General features: G+C 63.9%; 16 protein-coding genes. 4 read left to right on the forward strand and 12 right to left on the reverse strand.

Annotated elements, in window-relative coordinates; all coding sequences use genetic code 11:
- Positions 1-11: 11 nt before the first annotated feature.
- Positions 12-827 (reverse strand): aldolase, encoded by an 816-nt coding sequence (locus KY494_RS08300; protein WP_219890586.1) that lies wholly within the window; start codon positions 825-827, stop codon positions 12-14.
- A gap of 141 nt (positions 828-968) precedes the next feature.
- Between KY494_RS08300 and KY494_RS08305 the strand changes: the two genes are divergently transcribed.
- Entirely contained in the window at positions 969-1,517 is a 549-nt protein-coding gene (locus tag KY494_RS08305; protein WP_219890587.1) for a helix-turn-helix domain-containing protein, read from the forward strand.
- 64 nt (positions 1,518-1,581) lie between these two features.
- On the opposite strand, the gene KY494_RS08310 is transcribed toward KY494_RS08305, so the two are convergent.
- Both KY494_RS08310 and purU read right to left on the reverse strand, forming a co-directional pair.
- Positions 1,582-2,124: a YaeQ family protein gene (locus KY494_RS08310; RefSeq protein ID WP_034758748.1), complete on the reverse strand. Its 543-nt coding sequence runs from the start codon at positions 2,122-2,124 to the stop codon at positions 1,582-1,584.
- A 39-nt stretch (positions 2,125-2,163) separates the two neighbouring features.
- Positions 2,164-3,045 (reverse strand): formyltetrahydrofolate deformylase, encoded by an 882-nt coding sequence (purU, locus tag KY494_RS08315; protein ID WP_219135625.1) that lies wholly within the window; start codon positions 3,043-3,045, stop codon positions 2,164-2,166.
- A 344-nt stretch (positions 3,046-3,389) separates the two neighbouring features.
- Here purU and KY494_RS08320 point away from each other — a divergent pair, with 344 nt between their 5' ends.
- The 3 genes from KY494_RS08320 (at position 3,390) to KY494_RS08330 (ending at position 4,993) form a co-directional block, all read left to right on the forward strand.
- Positions 3,390-3,902 (forward strand): phasin family protein, encoded by a 513-nt coding sequence (locus tag KY494_RS08320; RefSeq protein ID WP_219890588.1) that lies wholly within the window; start codon positions 3,390-3,392, stop codon positions 3,900-3,902.
- A 30-nt stretch (positions 3,903-3,932) separates the two neighbouring features.
- Positions 3,933-4,337, forward strand: coding sequence for a KGG domain-containing protein (locus KY494_RS08325; protein ID WP_219135627.1), 405 nt, complete (start codon positions 3,933-3,935; stop codon positions 4,335-4,337).
- A gap of 143 nt (positions 4,338-4,480) precedes the next feature.
- Positions 4,481-4,993 carry a YgjP-like metallopeptidase domain-containing protein gene (locus KY494_RS08330; protein ID WP_219890589.1) on the forward strand — a complete coding sequence of 171 codons (513 nt, stop codon included), beginning with the start codon at positions 4,481-4,483 and terminating at the stop codon, positions 4,991-4,993.
- Positions 4,994-5,011: 18 nt separating this feature from the next.
- On the opposite strand, the gene KY494_RS08335 is transcribed toward KY494_RS08330, so the two are convergent.
- The 9 genes from KY494_RS08335 to KY494_RS08375 all read right to left on the reverse strand — a co-directional run bounded on the left by KY494_RS08335 (position 5,012) and on the right by KY494_RS08375 (position 16,284).
- Complete coding sequence (locus KY494_RS08335) at positions 5,012-5,560, reverse strand: TIGR00730 family Rossman fold protein (protein WP_219891529.1); 549 nt, start codon at positions 5,558-5,560, stop codon at positions 5,012-5,014.
- 11 nt (positions 5,561-5,571) lie between these two features.
- Complete coding sequence (locus tag KY494_RS08340) at positions 5,572-6,345, reverse strand: hypothetical protein (protein WP_219890590.1); 774 nt, start codon at positions 6,343-6,345, stop codon at positions 5,572-5,574.
- 41 nt (positions 6,346-6,386) lie between these two features.
- Positions 6,387-7,058, reverse strand: coding sequence for a TetR/AcrR family transcriptional regulator (locus KY494_RS08345; protein ID WP_034758777.1), 672 nt, complete (start codon positions 7,056-7,058; stop codon positions 6,387-6,389).
- A gap of 138 nt (positions 7,059-7,196) precedes the next feature.
- Positions 7,197-7,802 carry a phasin family protein gene (locus KY494_RS08350; RefSeq protein ID WP_219890591.1) on the reverse strand — a complete coding sequence of 202 codons (606 nt, stop codon included), beginning with the start codon at positions 7,800-7,802 and terminating at the stop codon, positions 7,197-7,199.
- A 144-nt stretch (positions 7,803-7,946) separates the two neighbouring features.
- Positions 7,947-11,585, reverse strand: a complete 3,639-nt coding sequence (locus KY494_RS08355; RefSeq protein ID WP_219890592.1) for an EAL domain-containing protein — start codon at positions 11,583-11,585, stop codon at positions 7,947-7,949.
- A 301-nt stretch (positions 11,586-11,886) separates the two neighbouring features.
- Entirely contained in the window at positions 11,887-12,846 is a 960-nt protein-coding gene (locus KY494_RS08360; protein WP_219890593.1) for a triacylglycerol lipase, read from the reverse strand.
- Complete coding sequence (locus KY494_RS08365; protein ID WP_219890594.1) at positions 12,843-14,483, reverse strand: GMC family oxidoreductase; 1,641 nt, start codon at positions 14,481-14,483, stop codon at positions 12,843-12,845. Before KY494_RS08365 ends, KY494_RS08360 begins: the two co-directional genes overlap by 4 nt.
- 7 nt (positions 14,484-14,490) lie before the next feature.
- A complete protein-coding gene (locus tag KY494_RS08370) occupies positions 14,491-15,018 on the reverse strand; it encodes a hypothetical protein (RefSeq protein ID WP_219890595.1) in 528 nt (175 codons plus the stop codon).
- A gap of 72 nt (positions 15,019-15,090) precedes the next feature.
- On the reverse strand, positions 15,091-16,284 hold the full coding sequence (locus KY494_RS08375; RefSeq protein ID WP_258194745.1) for an MFS transporter: 1,194 nt from the start codon (positions 16,282-16,284) through the stop codon (positions 15,091-15,093).
- Between the last annotated feature and the right edge of the window lie 74 nt (positions 16,285-16,358).

The following is a 16,358-nucleotide window of genomic DNA, read 5'->3' on the forward strand; positions in this document are numbered from 1 at the left end:
AGTGTATGTCGTTAAGCCAGGCAATCGGCATGCTGGCGCAGGGCGCGCCGCGCGTAATAGGCGAAGGTCACGCTGTCGCGCCGCGCCGTAGAAATCCAGTCGTGCGCCTCGCGCGCCAGGGCCGGCGGCAGCGGCAGGATGGTGCCGGCGGCCATGGCCAGCAATTGCAGGCGGGCTGCCCGTTCCATCAGCAAGGCCAGCATGCACGCCTCTTCCACCGTGCGGCCCACCACCAGCTGGCCGTGATGGGCCAGCAGGATGGCGCGCTTGTCGCCCAGGGCGCTGGCGATGATCTCGCCCTCTTCATTGCCTACCGGCACGCCCGGCCACGAGGGCAGGAAGGCGCAATCGTCGAACAGGGGGCAGGTATCCATGTGTGACACGATCAGCGGCTGCTCCAGCATCGACAGCGCCGCCACATGCGTGGGATGCGTGTGGATGATGCAGGCCACGTCCGGGCGCTGGCGGTAGATCCAGCTGTGGAAACGGTTGGCCGGGTTGGGAATGCCCTCGCCGTGCACCACGCGCAGGTCGTGGTCGACCTCGATCAGGTTGCTGGCCGTGATTTCATCGAAGCCCAGGCCCAGCTGTTGCGTGTAAAACGTGCCGTCCTGGCCACCACGGCAGCTGATCTGCCCTGCCAGGCCGGAATCATGCCCGCCATCGAACAGGATGCGGCAGGACAGCGCCAGGGTTTGCCGCGCCGACCACGGGCTGTCCTGCGTGACGCTGGCCAGGCGCCGCTCGGCGATGGCCACCAGCGCGTCTTTCGACAAGGCCAGGCTGGCGCCCGGGGCGGCCACTTCATACGGAGTATTTTGCTGCATCGTCTTTCCTTCACTCATGCTGACTACGCTTCCCGGCATGCACGGCAGTGGCCGCGCAACCCAATCCAAGGAAACTGAGTGTATTTTAGGACACTTTGTGTCATGAGGTACAATAGTTTTTTAAAATCGACCGATGCAACCATGGCTATGCGTCTGAAACTGCTGAGAAAACACAAGGGCTGGACCCTGGAACAGCTGGCGGAAAAAAGCGGCTTGACGAAGAGTTACCTGTCCAAGGTGGAGCGGGGCCTGAGCGTGCCCTCGATCGCCGTGGCGCTGAAACTGTCGCACGCGATGCAGGTGGATGTGGAGCAGCTGTTCAGCGACAGCCACCGGCAGGCGGCCGTCACCATCACGCGCGCCGACGATCCGGCCAGCGCGGGGGCGATGCCGCCGCTGCCGCATTTCGCCAGCATCGCGGCCGGCGTGGCACCGAAGAAAATGCTGCCCTTCATGGTCTATCCGGCGCCCGATTTCGTCGCCTCCGCCTTCAAGGAACATGCCGGCGAGGAATTCCTGTTCGTGCACCAGGGCACGATTGAAATCGAATTCCCCCAGGAAACCGTGCAGTTGCACACGGGCGACTCCGTGTATTTCAACGCCCTGATTCCGCATCGCACGCGCAGCATCGGCGCACAGCAGGCGCAGTTGCTGGTGATCGTCAGCAATGACGAAGACGCGGCTCCATAAAAGCGGCGGCGCAACGCAAAAAGCCCGGAGCGATCCGGGCTTTTTGCGTTTCAAACAGTCAACATCAGCGCGCCGGCTTCACCGGTTCGCGGTCGATCAAGACCGTGTTGACGCTGTCGGTCAGCCAGATCTGGCCATCCTGGATCGTGCATTGCAGCTGCATGTTGCGCTGTGCCAGCTTGCTCATGTCTTGCGCCGCCTCGGATGGCAGGTTGATGACGGTCAAGTTCTTCGCCCGTTCCAGCTTGTTGGCGATCTGCTTCCACCAGATGTGGCTGGTTGCGCCGTAGCTATACACGATGACCTGTTCCGAACGCCCGCACGCCTTCAGGATGCGCTTTTCGTCGGGCTGGCCCACTTCGATCCACAACTGGATGGCACCCGTCAGGTCCTTCTGCCACAGGTCGGGCTCTTCCGTGTCGAACAAGCCCTTGGTGAAGGTCAGCGCCTCGTCGGCGTGGATGGCGAACGCCAGCAGGCGCACCATCATGCGCTCATCCGTTTCGGACGGGTGGCGCGCCAGGGTAAGCGCGTGATCCTGGTAGTAATTGCGGTCCATGTCGGCGATCTGCAGATCGGCTTTGAAAATTGTTGCTTTGAGGGCCATCGTGTTTCTGTCTCGGTAAAGTGAATAGTGAAGTCGGTATCAGCGGAAAACCACCGTCTTGTCGCCATTTTTCAGGATGCGGTGCTCAACGAACCATTTCACGGCGCGCGCCAGCACCACGCACTCGACGTCGCGGCCGATGGCCGTCAGGGTGTCGGCATCCATCGCATGGTCGACGCGCTCGACATCCTGCTCGATGATCGGGCCTTCGTCCAGGTCGCCCGTGACGAAATGGGCCGTCGCGCCGATCAGCTTGACGCCGCGGTGGTGCGCCTGCGCATACGGCTTGGCGCCCTTGAAGCTGGGCAGGAAGGAATGGTGGATATTGATGGCGCGGCCGTCGAGCGCCTGGCACAGGCCGGGCGACAGGATTTGCATGTAGCGCGCCAGCACCACCAGGTCGATCTTGTGCGTGTCCATCAGCTCGATGATCTTCGCTTCCTGCGCCAGCTTGGCCGCTTCCGGCGCACCGGCCGCCAGCGGCAGGTGGTGGAAGGGAATATTGTAGCTGGCCGCCAGCTGGTAGAACTCCATGTGGTTCGAGACGATGGCGGGGATTTCCACGTTCAGCAAGCCGCTCTTGTAGCGGAACAGCAAATCGTTCAGGCAATGGCCGATCTTCGACACCATCAGCATGACGCGCGGCTTGACGCGTGCATCGTGCAATTGGCCATGGAATTGGCCATTGAGCTGCATGACTTGCGACAGGTCGGCGAAGTCGCTGCGCAACTGGGCGTCGCTGACGGCGCCGTCTTCCAGCGCGAAATGCACGCGCATGAAGAACAGCTGGGATTCCTGGTCGCCGAACTGGGCGGAATCGAGGATGTTGCAGCCGTGTTCGGCCAGAAAGCCGGACACGCGGTGCACGATGCCGCGCTGGTCCAGGCAGGACAGGGTCAGGATATATTCGGGATGCGTCATGGTCGCGGAATAAGGCAAAAAATAGGGCTATGCTCGGCTCAGCCACGCGCGCCGGCCATCGGCTGCGCTGCCGCGAGCCGGCTATTGTCGCACGGCCGGGCCTGTAAACCTGCATTTTCCACACAAGCAGCGTGGCTGCCCGCAGCGGCAAGCAGATTGACGTTCCTTTGATCTGGCACAAAGCCATCGCGTTTTTCCATCTGCCAGGCACCATTCTCGCGCCAAACCCGCCTCCCGCGTGGAACCTGGCACGCCGTCCGGCGTCTATCTCTTTGCTTGTTTCAGCACACGTCGCATCCGGTACACCGGGTGTTTCTCGGACCAGATTTTCATTGAGGTAGAACATGTTCACAAACAGTATTTCCCCCAGTCTCAGCCCCGCCCTGAAGTCCCACCTGGAGGCCCAGTGCAATTTCGCCACAGAACTATCGCGCAAGCTGTTCGATACGGCGCAGCAACTGAGCGAGCTGCATCTGCGGCTGGCGCAAGACTTGCTGCAGGAATGGAGCAACGCCAGCCAGCAACTGCTGTCTGCGCGCGACACGGGCGAGTTCATGTCGCTGGCCGCCGCCCAGTTGCAGCCGGGCAGCAACAAGCTGCGCCAATACCAGCAGCAACTCGGCAATCTCGTCGCCAGCGCCAATGTCGAGATGAACCGCACGGCAGAGAACCACCTGCCCGAAACAAGCCGCACGGCCGTGGCCTTCGCTGACGAAGTGGTGCGCAAGACGGCCGAAGAAACAGAAAAAGCCACGCAGCGCCAGCGTGACATGATCGAAAAAATGCACGCCACGGGCCGCAGCGACGGTGTAGCCCGCGGCCGCGAGAGCAGCCGGCAATCCGATCAGGCACATTGAACACCCCCACTCGACAGCAAGGAGAGCGACATGGCTAGCAATCAAGGTAATGAACAGGGCAAGGGCGCTGGCAGCAGCCAGAAAGCCGGCGAAGCGGGCAGCGCCAAAGGCACGAGCAAGCGCGGTTTCGCCGCCATGAACGAAGAGCAGCAACGCGAAATCGCCAGCAAGGGCGGTCAGGCAGCCCATCAAAAGGGCACGGCGCATGAATTCGACTCGGAAGAAGCACGCCGGGCCGGACAGAAAGGCGGCGAAGCCGTCAGCCGCAACCGCGAACACATGGCGGAAATCGGCCGCAAGGGCGGCGAAAGCCGGCAATCGGCCCAGCGCGCCAATGAAAGCCGCGGCAGCACGGCGGCACGCGGCGGCGGCGCCGAGCAACAACAGTCGAAGGCTGGCCGGCAGGGCAACAAGGACGAAGACGACAAGGGCTGACCTGGCTGATCTGGCACGCGGCTTGACGACGGCACGGGGCGGCCCTGGCAGCCCCGTGCCGGGGCTGGCACAGCGCGGGGCGCGGCGGTATGGTACATTCTCGCCTTACTGACACATTCGCGCCCCGCCCCGCCCTTCCCCGCATGCAGCCATCCCTGAAATACCTGAGCGCCTATTCCGAACAAACGCAAGCGCAAGTGCAACAACTGATCGCGCAGGACAAGCTGGCCGAAGTCCTGTTAAAACGCTACCCGAACGCGCACGATGTGCGCAACGACAAGGCGTTGTACCAGTACGTGCAAGACTTGAAGAATGAATTCTTGCGCAATGCCGAACCCATCAACAAAGTGGCGTTCGACAGCAAGATCCACGTGATCCAGCATGCGCTGGGCTTGCATACCTCGATCTCGCGCGTGCAGGGCGGCAAGCTCAAGGCCAAGCATGAAATCCGCGTGGCCACCATGTTCAAGGAAGTGCCGCTGGAATTCCTGCGCATGATCGCCGTGCACGAACTGGCGCATGTAAAAGAAAAGCAGCACGACAAGCCGTTCTACAAGCTGTGCACGTATATGGAACCGCAATACCACCAGTACGAATTCGACGTGCGCCTGTACCTGACCCAGCTCGACCTGTCAGGCCAGCGCCTGTGGTCGTGAGGCGCGGAGCTCAAGATCTTACTGCGGCGCGCACTCCTTCAGGCGTTGCACCAGCGCTGCGGGATCGGCGTCGGCATTGAGGAAGGCCGCGTGCTGCGGGCGGATGAAGCCCTGTTCCTTGCCGTTTTGCACGAAAGCAATCAAGCCATCATAGAAACGGTCGACATTGAGCAAGCCGATGGGCTTGGCGTGCAAGCCCAGCTGGGCCCATGTGAGCATCTCGAACAGCTCTTCCAGGGTGCCATAGCCGCCGGGCATGGCGATGAAGGCGTCGGACAGGCTGGCCATCATCGCCTTGCGCTCATGCATGTCCTTCACGATGAACTGGCGCGTCAAGCCCATGTGGCCCACTTCGCGTTCAACCAGTTGGGTGGGAATCACGCCCGTCACCTCGCCGCCCAGGCGCAGCACTTCATCGGCGATCACGCCCATCAGGCCGACCTTGCCGCCGCCATACACCAGCGAAATATTTTCCGCCACCAGCACGCGCGCCAGTTCGCGCGCCGCCACCGCATAGTCGGGCGAGACGCCCGCGTTGGCGCCGCAGTACACACATAAAGCCTTGATCACAGTAATCCCTACCCTTTCAATTCATCGATCGCCGCCTCGACCTCGAGGCGTTCCTTGGCGTCCAGTGCCGCGCAGTCGGCCGCCTTTTCATACAGGGCCAGCGCTTCCGCCAGCTTTTTCTTTCCGTCGAGCATATTCAACGCGCGCGCATATTCGCTGTGCGCCAGCGCCGAATACGGCGTCAGGGCCAGCGCCGTCTTGAAGTGCTGATAGCCATCTTCCTTGTTGGCGCCGTAGGTCAGGCTGCCGATCATGGCGCCGACCTTGTCGATAATTTCCGTATGATAAATCCCAAACGCAATATGCGCTTCCGCATGCATGGGCGCCACCGTCATCGTGCGGTCCAGGCTGTTGCGCACGCGCGCCCCCATGCCTTGCGCCAGGGCCTTGACGACGGAGGTGCCCAGCGCGTAGCGGCCCAGGCTATAGGCATGCCAGTAGTAGCCGGCCGGGTTGTCCGGCTGTTCGCTCTGCTGGCGCTCGCAGCGCTCCGCCACTTCCTCGTACATGTCGAGTTTCTGGCGGTCGTTCACTTCCAGGTGCGTGGCATGGATGCAGGTCGCCTTGTGCGCCACCGCATAGCCGGGCACGCCGACGGCCAGGCCCAGCTTCACGGCGCGTTCGAAGTCGCCCGCGTGGAAGGCCAGCCAGGCTTGCACCAGCGCCGGGTGCGTGGGAAACGGTTCCACATCGCCCGCATGCAGGCGCGCCCAGGCCGCTTCCAGGGTCTGCGGCGTATAGACATAGGCTGCGTCCGGATAGGGGAATTGTTTCCAAGCCATATCTCTCTCCTGTAAATGACGACGTGGCGCCAGCAGCCGCGTCAGTCGTTCTTGAGTTTGGTCACATACTCTTCCGACAGTTTGCGAAACAGCAAATGCGTTTCATTGCGCAAATATGGCCCGATCAGCGACAGCACCTGGTAGCAGCCGCGTGCCAGCGCATCGGACATCGATTGCTGCTCGCTGTACTTGCGCGGATTGCGCACATATTCGTACGACAGCCAGTAGGTGGCGACGACCACCATATTCGTCGCCATCGCGGCCACTTCCATGTCCGACGCTTCCAAAGACTGTTCGCTGCGCAAATCTTCGCACAGCTGCGTGGCCACCTTGATTTTGTGCGCCAGGATCAGCTTGAAGTGCAGTTCCAGCTTGCGGTTGCGCGACAGCAAATCATTGAGGTCGCGATAGAAAAAGCGGTAGCGCCAGATCAGTTCGAACATCAGGTGCAAATACAGCCAGACATCCTCGATATTCGAACGGCGTCCGTCAGGCACGGTCAGGATGCGTTCGATTTCCGCCTCGAACTGGACGAAGATCGAGTTGACGATGTCATCCTTGTTACGGAAGTGGTAATACAGGTTTCCCGGCGAAATATTCATCTCTTCCGCAATCACGGTCGTCGTGATATTCGGCTCACCAAACTCATTGAACAGGCGCAGCGACAACTCCAGGATGCGTTCGCGGGTACGGCGTGGTGCTTTTTGTAGCATGGCGGGCAATCTCTCTGTGTTCTGCCTCAAGCATACCACCTAAGATAGCCGTAATGAAACACTACGCCCCACGGCACCGGCGAAAAGCGCAGGCAAAAAAAAGCCTGCGCGAGCAGGCTGGAGGGATGTTGCGCCAGCTCAAGCGGCCGGCGCTTTTTTCTTCACCGTCGGCTTGGCGGCGGGCTTGCTCACCGGCTTGCTCACCGGCTTGCTCACCGGCTTGCTTATTGGCTTGCTTATTGGCTTGGCTACGGCGCGCGGCGCGGCCCTGGCTGCCGGCTTGGCCGGGGCCTTGGCGACGGCCGCCTTCGGTGCGGCTTTCGGTGCCGCCTTCGGCTTGGCCGCCGGCGCGGCCTTGGCGGACAGCGCCGCCACCTGCAAGCTCAAGGCATCGATTTTGGCGTGCAGCGCGGCGATATCGTTTTGCATCGGCACGCCGATGGTGGCCAGGGCACGCGCCACGCGCTCTTCAAACACCTGTTCCAGCTTGTCCCAGGAGCCGCTGGCCTGCTTGCCCACGCCATCGGCCAGCTTGCCGACGCTGTCGCCGACATCGGCCACCTTGTCTTCGGCGCGCTTCTGGAATTCCGTGCCTTCCTTGACGAGCTTGGAAAACACGCGCCCGCCCTCTTCCTGCGCCTTGGCGAAGGCACCGAGGCCCGCTTGCCAGATCTGCTGCGCGGACGAGCGCACGGTGCTCGCCAATTCCTTGTCTTCCGCCAATTCCTTCAATTTCTTCACCATCGCCCGCTCCCGTCATATGAAAGGCCATGCCACTTCATGGATGCTTTTTATTCTAGAGAGCAAAACTAGAGACGGGAGTCTAATTCGATGGAAAGCTGCTTCTCAACGTGCGCCAGCGCACACAGCGACCTGCACGGCAAGTGCCTAGGCGGCCGCTTTCACCGGGCCATGCAGCAGCTTGTGCAGGCGGAAGCCTTCGCGGATGTTCTCGCGCAGCACGGCGCCTTTCCACGGCTTGGTATAGAAGCGGTCGACGGCGCCGCGGTTGATGGCCGCCATGATGGGCGTCAGGTCGGCAAAAGCCGACAACATGATGCGGAAAGTGTCGGGGCACAGGTGCTTGACCCGTTCCATGAATTCGGTGCCGCTCATGAGCGGCATGCACTGGTCGCACAGGATCACCTGCACCTTGTGGCGCGCCAGGATGTCGAAGCCCTCGGCGGCCGTCTGCGCCGTCAGGATGCGGTAGCCGTCCTGCGCCAGGAAGTCGCTGAGCACGTCGAGCATGAAGACATCGTCGTCGACGATCAGCAAGGTTTGCTGCTCTTCGCTGCCGTCATCGTGCGGCGCCTGCAGCAGCTTGCCCGCCATCAGCATCTGCTCGAATTCTTCCTGCGGCACGGGGCGGCTGAAATAATAGCCCTGCATCTCGTCGCAGCCGTGGCGCCGCAAATAAGCCAGCTGCGCATCGTTTTCCACGCCTTCGGCGATCACTTCCAGCTTCATGCTGTGCGCCATGCTGATGATGGCCAGCACGATGGCCGCGTCATCGGGATTGCTGGTCACTTCGCGCACGAAGGCGATGTCGATCTTCAGCTTGTCGATGGGGAAGCGCTTCAGGTAGGCCAGGCTGGAATAGCCGGTGCCGAAATCGTCGATGGAAATCTGGATGCCCAGCGCCTTCAGGTTGCGCAGCACGGCGATGGTTTCCTCGGCATTCGACATCAGCGAGCTTTCCGTCAGCTCCAGTTCCAGCAGGTCGGGCGCAATATCGTGCTTGCTGATCGCCTTGAGCACCTCTTCTTCCAGGCCGCCGACGAAGAACTGGATGCCCGACACATTCACCGACAGGTGCACGGGGCCGATGCTGCTGGCGCCCCATTCGCTGATCTTCTTGCAGGCTTCGTCCAGCACCCAGTTACCGACGCGCACGATCAGCCCCGTTTCTTCCAGCAGGGGGATGAACACGGCCGGCGAGACCATGCCGTGGCCGGGGCGGCGCCAGCGTATCAGCGCCTCGGCGCCGCTGATGCGCCCCGAGATGATATTCACCTTGGGCTGGAAGAACAGCACGAATTCCTCGTTGTCGATGGCACGCCGCAGGGCATTTTCCATGTCCAGCCGCGCCATCGATTGCGCGTTCATTTCCGCCGTGAAGAAGCGGAAGGCATCGCGTCCGGCCTCCTTGGCACGGTACATGGCCGTGTCGGCATACTGAATCAGGGTGTCCGCATCGAGGCCGTCTTCGGGGAACACGGAAATGCCGATGCTGACCGTCACCGTCACCTCGTGGCCCTGCAAGTCGAAGGGCTTGCGCATCGCTTCGCGGATCTTGTCGACCACGCCCACGGCATGCTGGATGCCTTCCGGCAGCACCAGGATGGTGGCGAATTCATCGCCGCCAAAGCGGCCGATGGTATCGCGCACGCGCAGGCAATCGACGAGGCGGCTGGAAAACTGGCGCAGCAGGTCGTCGCCGAGGGTGTGGCCCAGGGTGTCGTTGATATTCTTGAAGCGGTCGATGTCCATGAACAGCACGGCCACGGCCCACTGGTGTTCGGCCGCCTGGGACAGCGAATGGGTCAGCGAGGCGTAAAACTGGCTGCGGTTCGGCAAGCCGGTCAAGGTATCGAAATGGGCCAGCTTCATCAGGCGCTGCTCGGCATCCTTGCGCTCGGTGATGTCGCGCGCCACGGCCACCAGGATCCAGCTCTGGCCCGAGCGCAGGGTGCGCCGCTGCACTTCCACCGACAGCGGCGAGCCATCCTTGCGCTGCAGCTGCAATTCCGTCATCGGGCCGCCCTGGTCGCCGGCCAGCAGCTTGTTGTACAGTTCTTCCAGCTGGGTCTCGCCCTCGCTCGCGCGCCCCGGCCCCACGCGCAGGAAATCCTCGCGTTCAAAGCCCAGCATGCGGCAGGCAGTCTGGTTGACGTCGACGAAGCACATGCCGGCGCGGTCGACGAGAAAAATCGCGTCGGCCGTGGCATCCATCGCCAGGCGGAAGCGGCGCAAGTCTTCATCGAGACGGATGCGCGCCGCCATGTCCAGGGTCAGCTGCTCGTGGTGGCGCTTGATCTCGTCGTACAGCAGCAGGTTGTCGTAGGCGACGGCGATCTGCGCCGCCACTGTGGCGGCGACCCGCTCGTCGACTTCGGAAAATTCATTCGCCCCAAGCTTGTCGACCAGGTACAGCCAGCCGTGGCTGCGCTCGCGCGAAGCGATGGCGACGCCCAGGAAGGAGTGCACGGGCGGGTGCGTGTCGGGCAGGCCCAGCGCGCCGGGGTCGCCCTTCAAGCCATTGACACGGTAGGGCTGGCGCTGTTCCAGCAAGCGGTTCAGGATGCCCGTGCGCGGCGCGCTGGCAATGCGCTCGAGGTCTTTCTCGGCGCCGCAGGAGGAAAAATAACTGAGCTTTTCGGCGCCCTCTTCCAGCACGCCGATGCAGGCGTACCTGGAGACGCAGATATTCTGCGCCACCTTGCAGCCCGCTTCGATCAAGGCGCGCGGATCGCGTTCGGCGCCCAGCTCGATACCGAGCTCGATCAGGGCCGTCAGGCGCAGGCTCACCGCTTGCAGGCTCGACAGAGAGCGCGACAAACGCTCCGTCATGATGCCCAGGTCTTCGGGCATGGCGGCATGGCCTTCGCGCTGGCTGGCCAGCTGCGAAATCTGCTGGCTGCTGGACTCGACTTCGTCGAGGTAGCCGCTGACCTGGTGATCGATGGCGGCCAGCTTGCCAGTGACGGGAAGGCCCGCAGCACCGCCCGCGCCCGGCACAACGGACGCCTGGACGGCCGCCGGCATCAGTCCCAGCGCCTCGTTGACCGTGCGCACGATGACTTCGGGATCGGACGGCTTGGGCAACACCCAGCGCACGCCGCATGCCTGTGCCAGCAAGATCGCTTCCTGCTCGCGGTAGGTGGCCGTATAAAAAATGATGGGCACGTCGGTCAGCGCGGGATCGGCATGCACGCGCGTGACGAATTCGTAGCCGTCCATGTTGGGCATGAGGATGTCGGAGATGATCAGGTCCGGCCGCTCGGTGCGCAGCACTTCCAGCGCGTCGGCGCCATTGGCCGCCTCCAGCAGGCGGTGGCCGCCGTAGCCCAGCAGTGCGGTCAGGAATTCGCGGTTCAGCACATGATCGTCAACGATCAAGATGGTAGCTATGTCGTTTTTAACTGGCGTCGACGGCGCCCCGGGTAAAAAAGATTCCAGCTCCGCCACGAACAGATCCGGCTCGATCGGCTTGCCGATATAGCCATTGAAACCCGCTTCGAGCAGGCGTTCGCGGTCACCCACCATGGCCAGCGCCGTCACGGCCAGGGCCGGGATCTTGCGCAGCAGCGGGTCTTTCTTCAGCTCGGCCACCACGCCATAGCCATCGAGCTTGGGCAAATGCACGTCGCAGATGATCAAGTCCGGCAATTCGCTGCGCGCCATGCGCACGCCCTCTTCGCCGTCATAGGCGGCCAGCGGCGTGTACCCGAAGGCACGTAACAGGTACACCATCAATTCCATATTGGTGGCGTTATCTTCGATAATCAGGATACGTGCGGACAATTAGCACCCCCCATGAAAACTGCATAAACTCATTTTTTGCCTGCACTCATCTTTCCGCTTGCGCGGCAACATGCTAATCCTACGACATCCTGCCCTGCATCCCCGCAAATATCTCGCATGCGGATCGCCGTGGCGCGCCATATACGGTCTCGGCAATCATTGCTGACCGTCACCTTCGTGATGCTAGCTTAATACAGTACGCCAGTGGAAAACAGCATTTTCTGGGCCAGCACCTGTTAAACATGGGCAACAGCAGAGTCAAAAGAGACAGTCTTGCCATGCTGATAAAACACAACAGAATTCAGGAAAAATGGAGGCCAGACGGGGACTGGGCGACTTCGTACTTGATAGTGATTTCCGCCAGCAGCTGGCGCAGCACGCGCGCATCGCTGGCCAGCGCCACGTGGCCGATGGCGCCAAAGGCCAGATTGCGCGCGCCGGGCAAGTGCGCGGAAGTTTGCGGCGCGACAATATTATCGTGGTGCGAATAGATCGAGGTGATCAGGGCGCGCGTTTCAGGTGCCTCGCTGGCGGCCAGTTGCGCCAGCCAGCCGCTGGGCGCGCCACCGATACGGCTCATCTGGCGCGCATTCGTGCCCGCCGCCAAGTTGGCCAACGCCGTGCCGTGGTGCGGCGTGCCGATGGTGATGATGCGCGCCACGCGGGCTGCGCCGTAATGGCGCAGCCAGGCGCGCGCCACCAGGCCGCCCATGCTGTGCGCGACGATGATGGCTTGCGACTTGCCCGTGAGCGTGCACAACACCTGCAGCGCCTGCTCCACTTGCGTCACGTAGCCATCGATGTTGGCATCGATCGGCTCCAGGTCGATCGCCTTGTGCACGATGCCCGCCTGCGCCAGCTGCCGGCTCAGCTTTGTCCAATAACCGCCGTTGCACACATAGCCGTGCACCAGCAGCACCGGCAGGCCCTGGCCAGGCGTGATGCAGTCGGCCGCATGCAGGCGCGGCCGCAGCATGCCCCACGACGACGTCCACAGGGTGGCGCGCAACTCGCCCAGGAACAGGCGCGCGGCGCCCCGGACACCGAGCTGATATTCCTGTGGCACGGGGCTGCCAAAACTCCGGCTCTGCCAGAAATTGCGCGCCACGATCAGCGCGCGCACGGCCAGCAGCATGGCCAGCGCCAGCAGCACGGCCATGACGGGCGACGCGACGCCCCACGCATGCATGGCCAGGTAGGCAAAACCCAGCACGGCCAGCACTTGCAGCAGCATCAGCCACTTGAGGATGCGCGCGATCATGCCGTGGCCGAGGCAGGCATGGGAACGGGCGCAGGCTTGCCCGTCACCGCTTGCGCCAGGCCGCTGGCCAGGCGCGCGGCCAGCGCATAGATCGTCAATTGCGGATTGGCGCCGATCGAGGTGGGAAACAGCGAGCCGTCGTGCACCGACAGGTTGCGCACGCCGTGGTAGCGGCCGTCGGCCCCCGTCACGCCCAGGCGCGCATCGTCCGACATGGCACAGCCGCCCATCACGTGGGCCGAGACCACCCGCGCCAGCAGCGCCTTCATCGGCAAGCCGTTGATGGCCTGCTTCGCCTGCGCCCAGCTCGTATAGTGGCTGGCCAGCTCGTGTACGGGATACACGCTCTTCGCGCCGGCGGCGAACTGGATTTCCGCCATCGACAGCAGCGCGCGCCGCACGCCATCCCAGATGAAGGGCGTGAGCGGATAGTCGAGCACGGGCGCGCCGAAACTGTCGATGGACACGCTGCCGCCCGCCGCCTCATGGTGAAAGCCGTCGCGCAGCAGCGCCAGCAAACCGTGCGCATGGGGGAATTCGCGCATGGTGCGCGCATGTTCGTCGCCGAAGCCGCCCATGGTGGTGGCCATCAGCAGCGGGTGCAAAGGCGGCGCCTCAAGCTTGTAGCCGATGGGACCATCGATGGGCGCCGTGTGCAGGAAATGGTCGGAATAAATCGTCTGCGGCGCGCCCGCATAGGCATCGACGCGCTGGGGGAACAGACCGGCCGAGATCACCGTCGGGTGCAAAAAGGTGCGCTGGCCCAGCAAGCCATGCGGGTCGGGCGCCTGCGAGCGCAGCAGCAGCGCCGGCGAGTTGATGGCGCCGCCGGCCAGCACAAAGTGTTTGGCGCGCAAGGTGAGGCGCACGCCTGTGGGTACTTGCCAGGCGGCGTCCAGCGCCGTCACCTGCAGGCTGTCGATGCGCTCGCCCTTGAAGAGGAAACGCTCGGCGCGCGCATGCACGAGCAACCCCGCACCCAGCGCCAGCGCCGAGGGGATCGTCGTCACCAGCATCGACTGCTTGGCGTTGGTCGGGCAACCCATGCCGCAGTAACCGAGGTTCCAGCAGCCGTTCACATTGCGCCGGATGGCGGCGGTGGGGATGCCCAGCGCCGTGGCGCCACGGCGCAATAAATCGTTGTTTTCGTTGGGCGGCGCGGCCCAGTCGCTCACGTGCAGGCGTTTTTCCATCATGGCGAACCACGGCGCCATGGCGTCCACGGAATAGCCGGACAAACCAAAATGCTGGCGCCAGTATTCCAGGGTGCCGGGCGGCGTGCGAAAGCTCGAGGTCCAGTTGACGGTGGTCGAGCCGCCGACGGTGCGCCCCTGCAGGATGTTGATGGCCTTGTCGCGCGTCTTGCGCGCGGCCGATTCCTGGTACAGCGCGGGATAGGCCTGCGCTTCGCGCATCTTGAAGTCTTTCGAGGACTTCAGGCCGCCCTCCTCGACGATCAAGACTTTCAGGCCGGCCAGCGCGAGGATTTCCGCCGTCACGCCGCCGCCGGCGCCGCTGCCGATGACGACGACGTCCGCCTCGAAGCTGCGGTCGGCGGCCAGGGTGCTGGCGTCGGTGACGTTCCAGCCGGCGGCCACGCCGATGGCGATGGGATCGGGTATAGGGGATGTGCTCATGGATGCCTTATGCGCTCAGTTCGGGCAGCGGTCCCGGATAGCCGATGGCTGCCCAGTGGGCGGCATCGGCGTACCAGGCGCCGAGGATCAGGTCGTGCAGGGCCAGGTAGGCCGTCTGCAGGGTGGCCAGGCGGTGCGTGCGCCATGCCTGCAGAAAGGCGGCCACCTGGACGGGATCGGCTTCGCGCCAGCCATCTTTTACGCCGGCGACGAAGCGCCGCGCAGGCGCCAGCGCCAGCAAGCCAAACAAATCCTGCACTTCCTGCTGCGCCGCCAGGGGCAAGCCATGGATGGCCGTGTCCACGCCGGCAATGGCGTCGTCGAGGGCCTTGCTGCGCGCATCGCCCCCGTGCGGCAAGGCCTCGCCCAGCATGGCCGGCACGATGGCCGCCAGCGCCGCGCGCGCCGCGCCATCGAGCACGAAGCGACCCGGCGGCGGCGGCCCCCGCAGCGCGCGGTAGGCGGCGCCGCCGGCGGCCAGCGCACAGGCGCCCAGCACGCCCAGTTTCAGAAACGATCTGCGTTGCAATCCCATGTGTCTCCTTGTTTTGTACGGCCTTTTGCAGGCCAGTGTACGCCAAAGGCAGTGGGCGTTTGAACGCAAAAACTAGAGCGGCGCGTCTAGTTTGCGCGACTGGAAGCACAGCAGCAGCATGGCCAGCAGCGCCGCCAGCGCGCCGCCGATGGCGATGCCGGGCAAGCCGAAGGCGACGATCAGCACACCGCCCAGCGCACCGCCGGCGGCCGTGCCCGCATTGAAGGCGGCGATATTCAGGCCCGCCGCCACCGCGTCGCTGCCCGGGCAATGCCGCTGCGCCAGGCGCAGGAGGCGCATGGTCGACAGGGTCACGAGGGCAAAGAACAGCATGCCCAAAGTGCCGCACAGGGCCAGCATGGCAAACCGATGCGCGCGCAGCACATAAAAGCCCAGCAGGTTGAGCGCCAGCGCGGCCAGGGCCAGCACGGTGGCGCGCAACGCGGAAGGGCGATCCGCGCACCAGCCGCCCAGCAGGTTGCCGCCGATGGCGCACGCGCCAAAGCACAGCATGGCGGCACTCAGCCAGCCCGCATCGAGCCCGCCCACTTGCAGCAGGAACGGCGACACATACGTGAAAAAGCTGAAGGTGGCCACGCTGACCAGCGCCGCCACCCCGGCCGCCAGCAGCAGGGGCGGCTGCAGGATGGCGCGCAGGCTGGCCAGGGCCGGCGTGGCGGCGGCCGGCTGGCGCGCGGCCGGCATGGCGCAGCGCAAGCCGGCGCCGCCGCACAGGGCCAGCACGCCGATGGCCGTAAACACCCAGCGCCACGACGCGACGGCGCCCAGCCACGTCCCCAGCGGCACGCCGCCGGCCAGCGCCAGGGTCAGGCCCAGCCAGACGATGGATAGCGCCCTGCCCGCGCGGGACGGGTCGACCAGGCTGGTGGCCGCGTGCGAAGCGACGGCCATGAACACCCCATGCGCCAGACCGACGACAAAGCGCACACACAGCAGCGCGCCCAGTGCCGGCGACCCCGCCATGGCCACGCTGCCGGCCGCCAGCACGAGCATGGTGGCCACCAGGATCTGGCGCGTGGGGCGGCGCGCCAGCAGGGCCGTCAGCACGGGCGCGCCGATGGCCGCCCCCAGCGCATACGCGGCGATGGCGCCGCCGGTCGCCGCCACGCTGGCGTGCAAGTCGCGCGCCATGGGAGTCAAGAGGCCGGCGGCGATGAATTCGCACAGGCCGAAGGCAAAGCTGCACAGCGACAGCCAATAAATAGAGGGAGGCAGCGCACGGCTGCGCGATGAAACGATGGACATGGCAATTCCCGACAATCAAAAACGCCATGCTGGCCCCTGGGCCGTCATCTGTAAAATATCTTATTTATCTTGAA

The sequence above is a fragment of the Janthinobacterium sp. PAMC25594 genome, from assembly GCF_019443505.1.
Classification (GTDB): domain Bacteria; phylum Pseudomonadota; class Gammaproteobacteria; order Burkholderiales; family Burkholderiaceae_D; genus Janthinobacterium.